Raw genomic sequence first — 4,151 nt, 5'->3', positions numbered from 1 at the left:
TGTGAGGCTTGGCGCACCGTCGAGCCTCGCGGACATCATGTATGCACCGCTTGCAAAAAAATTCCGCGAGCGTTTCCCGCGTGTCAGGCTCGAGATGAGCGAGGGGCTCACGGAGGCGCTGAGCGACCGATTGCTCCGCGCCGAGCTCGACATTGCCGTCGTCACGGCGCCAGAGCCCAACGATCATCTCGATTACGAGACACTGGTCGTCGAGCGAGTGTTCGTGATTGGGCCGCCGAACGATCCTGTTTTGCGCGCGGGGAAGATCTCACGAGCGCAGTTCAATGCGCTGCCGGCAGCCGTGCTGCCGCTGAGCCGCAGCCCGTTTCCATCCGCGGTGCCCTCTGCGTTGCGCGTCGACGGAGCGACGCCAATGAAGCGGATTGCATCGGCCGGCCTGGGGTATGCCTTGTTGCCGTTCTCCGGCATCCACCAGGAGGTCGCGGCCGGGATATTGTCGGCCGCGCTGGTGCCCTGGATGCAAGCCGACCGCGTCGTCGCCCTGCCACGCGGCCGCCCCGTAAGCCGGGCTGGACGCGAGGTCGTGGCTGCGTTGAAGGAGATTTGCAGCGAGCTGGTGCGCGACGGCATCGTTCTGACCGCACCCATTCGCAGGCGTTCTTATCGAAAGAAAGTCTTGGCCGGCGCGCGGAGCCGTGCGGCCAAGTCGTCCTCGATGTGATCGGATGGAAGCCGCAGGAAACCGGTCGTGGACGGATCGGGCGCAACGCTCAAGAATTTGCCGGAAACGTTACGTGGCCATAGCGATCGCGCGCGGCTCTCGCTCGGATTTGCCGCGGTGCTCCCGAGCACCAGCTATCCCGATCCTACGCGAGGAGCCGCCACTGGAATCCTCTTCACGGCCATCGTCGACTGCCTCGGATAGCAACCAAGATCAAGGCAAAGGCGAAGTTTCCGCCGCCAGGACATTTTGCGATGGAATTAGTTGTGAACGGCGAAGATACCCGCTGTCATTCGGCCAGGTCGCAAACGATTCCCTATCATGAGAATGCGGTTGGAATCCTATCCACCTTGGCCATCCATGCCGGTTTTGAACTCGTGCTGTAGTATTTGTCCAGCCGCATGCGGGTGCGTTGGTTGGGCCCCAGTCCCAGATATGTGGCCGCATTGACGCCGAAAAAGCGGTCGCTGAGCTTTCCTTTGGCACCCGTATGGTGGTGATCGAGTGCGGCGTACATCTTTTCGAATTTCGTCAGATAATCGCCCGACGTGTCACCCTCCCGAACGATCATCTCCCAGTCGGTCCCATACATTAGCCGTTGGGCGAGAGCTGCATCACCCTTATTTGCCGTTTCCCGGTACAGGGTCGCCAGGAAACCCTCGAGGGATGGCTCCTGGCTCAACACTTCGGCAAAATACCCAGAGTCGGCATACAAATAACTTCCGTTGGCGACGTCCATATAGCTGGCGAGATGCCGCTCCTGGTCCTTGGTGCTTAGGTCCTTGAGACCGAAGTGGCCGTAGTCGATACGGATTCCGGCGAGGCCGTCGGGGATTGGTCCCCAATACTGCGCGCCCGCGAGGTCCTGGAAGGCGTCACTTGGGCCGCTTGTCCTGCTCGAGTGCCCCATGATGGGCACGCCGTTCTTCACGCACCAAACGTAAAGCTCGGCCAACGCTTGATCCAGCAGGTTGCCTAAATCTCTCCCTCGCAGGGACGTCGGCAACCAGGTCTGATTCCAGAAGCCTTTTGGCATCGTTGCATTGCCGAATGGGGCAAATCCCATCGGAGGGTAAATCTTCACGCCGACGAAGCCGTGATATAGAATTGCGGTTTGCACGTTCTGAAGGGAAGACTCGGTCGTTAGGCCCAGCTGGTATGCGACTTCCTTGAACGGATCGAAAGGCGCAAAACACAATACCCGTCCCCCCGTGATCTGCGAAATCTTGTCCATGACCCTGAATTGATCGATCAGGTGCGACGTCGTATAATCACCGCCGCCGAGTGGCCAGTCGAAATCAACGAGATGCGCCACCATGATATCGATCTTGCGCGAACGACCCGTCGAGTACTCCATCAGGTAGTCATAGACGTTCACATAGCGATACTGAAAGTTTCGTAGAACAAACGCAAACTCACCCGACAGGACAGGGTCAGCGAGTGCGAGATGTGCTCTGTTGCGCTGGAATTGGCTGTAGTCCGGTGGCAGAGCGTCGATAAAGTTGTCTATCCTGCGGGAAGTCGATGAGCGTGCAAACCGTTGTGCTCGAACCTCATTCCGGGCAGCCTTCAGCGCGGACAGAAAGCGGTCGTAACGGTCTTGCGCGTGTGAAGTTAATATCTGAATAAACGTTCGACCGTTACATCCGCGAAGCGCAACCTCGACCTCAACGAGAGCAGTCAGCTCCTCATGCGCGGTCGGCGCGAAGTCCTTACCGAGCATTTTCAGAATGACCGCCAATATCTGCGGGTCGATCTTCCTTGCGACCACATAATTGTAGAAGCCATAGATCTGCAGATCTGAACCGTTGAACACGTGGGTATGAACGTCGATCGTAAGCGGCGTGTCGGGATCGCTGATGGTAGGGTCGCCCGGGCAGAATGGGACGATCGGCGCTGCGCAGCCCGACAGGCCAAATCCCGCACCAAAACAGCCCAGCGCCGCCAGTGCCTGGCGCCGTGTTACATTGGCCATGAAATCTCCGAGGTGTTGAGACATATATCTGACGGCGACGAAGTGAGAGTCGCTAGCCGGCAATCAGGTTGGTCTTGTTTGAAACGCGCCGCTGCTCGCGTCTAAAAATGACGCTGCTTGCGTCGCGAGACTGACGTCTGAAAGTTAAAGTTGATTTGAAAATTCGATCGCGGTCGTTTGCGGGCAGTAAAAAACGCCATTGGCAGCTTGAAGATGCTGCTTTCTTGCCATCTCTTCGCGGAGATTATTTGGTCAAATTGTGTTTGGTGCCGAAACGCGGGAGATTGCCGCTGATCGCCTCGCGTCAGGAGCTGTCGTTGTTCTTGCCGTCGGCAAGGCGTCGCTCCTACCTCACGGTGAGTGGCACGAACACCTCGGCCGGGGCCTTGCCGTATCCCTGAACTCCTAATACCGCGAATACGCCCTTCTATGCCGTGGCGACAGTCAAGCCCCATCACCTCGGGGATCGAAGGTAGTTTCCTTCGCGAGAATAGGGTCGAGGTCGGCTTCTTTGCATGTTGGGCTGATGCGGCAGATGGAGGCATTCCATGTGCTCATGGTGTCCTGCGAGCGCGGGCGCTCGGTCGGTTGACCACAGCCGCACACGAGGCGTGAGATCTTTGGAGCAGTTCATCTCGGCATCCCGGCGCAGCCGTTGTCCGAAAGCCCGTGCAATTGGTCGAGAGCTATTACGGACCGTCATGGCACTCCTCATGGATTACGCTACGCCAATCCGCCCCAACCGCTAATATGCCGATCACCCATTCCGTCCACCGGGAGCGCGACCATGGAAAAGGCCTTGTCAGGCATTCGCATCATCGACATGACGCACAACCAGGCGGGGCCTGCCTGCACGCAGGTTCTCGGCTTCCTCGGTGCCGACGTGATCAAGCTCGAGGAGCCCAAGGGCGGCGATATCGCGCGGGTGAACATGCGCGACCAGAAGAGCAGTGACAGCCTGTTCTTCCTGATCTTCAATGCCAACAAGCGCAGTCTGACGCTGAATCTCAAGACCGACGCCGGCAAGGATCTGTTCCGGAAGGTCATCGCCCAGTCGGACGTGCTGGTGGAGAATTTCGGGCCGGGCGCGCTCGATCGCCTCGGGTTCGGCTACGCAGCGCTGGCCAAAATCAACCCGCGACTCATTTACGCCACCATCAAGGGCTTCGGCACCTACGGACCCTACAGCGGATTCAAGAGCTTCGAGCCTATCGCACAGGCCATGGGCGGGGCGATGAGCGTCACCGGCTTCCCCGAAAATCCACCGACCTACATCTATCCGGCGATCGGGGATTCCGGCACCGGCATGCACATGGCGATCGGCATTTTGGCAGCGCTGCAGCAGCGCCATGCCACCGGCCGCGGCCAGCAGGTCGAGGTGTCCATGCAGGACGCGGTCGTCAACCTGGTGCGGGTGAGTTTGCGCGACCACCAGCGCTTCGGCACTCCGATGCCGCGCCAGGGCAATCAGCTCGGGCGCAACGTGCCCGGCAC

General features: G+C 59.2%; 3 protein-coding genes. 2 read left to right on the top strand and 1 reads right to left on the bottom strand.

Features of this window, described 5'->3' with window-relative positions; translation table 11 throughout:
* A partial coding sequence (locus tag JOY90_RS31070) for a LysR substrate-binding domain-containing protein (protein WP_291694915.1) occupies positions 1 to 682 on the top strand: 682 nt, incomplete at its 5' end.
* Positions 683 to 1,001: 319 nt separating this feature from the next.
* Here JOY90_RS31070 and JOY90_RS31065 read toward each other — a convergent pair.
* Positions 1,002 to 2,657, bottom strand: a complete 1,656-nt coding sequence (locus JOY90_RS31065; protein ID WP_291694914.1) for a hypothetical protein — start codon at positions 2,655 to 2,657, stop codon at positions 1,002 to 1,004.
* Between the two features lie 787 nt (positions 2,658 to 3,444).
* On the opposite strand from JOY90_RS31065, the gene JOY90_RS31060 reads away from it, so the two are divergent.
* Positions 3,445 to 4,151, top strand: a 707-nt coding sequence (locus JOY90_RS31060) for a CoA transferase (protein ID WP_291694913.1), incomplete at its 3' end; no start/stop codon positions are given.

This window comes from Bradyrhizobium sp. (assembly GCF_019242285.1).
Classification (GTDB): domain Bacteria; phylum Pseudomonadota; class Alphaproteobacteria; order Rhizobiales; family Xanthobacteraceae; genus Bradyrhizobium.
The sequence above is the reverse complement of the archived record's forward strand: the minus strand, read 5'-3'. Positions and strand labels throughout refer to the sequence as shown.

What these genes read in the sequence shown, in the direction of transcription:
- JOY90_RS31065 (WP_291694914.1), bottom strand. Translation starts at nt 2,657, where the DNA reads ATGGCCAATGTAACACGGCGCCAGGCACTGGCGGCGCTGGGCTGTTTT.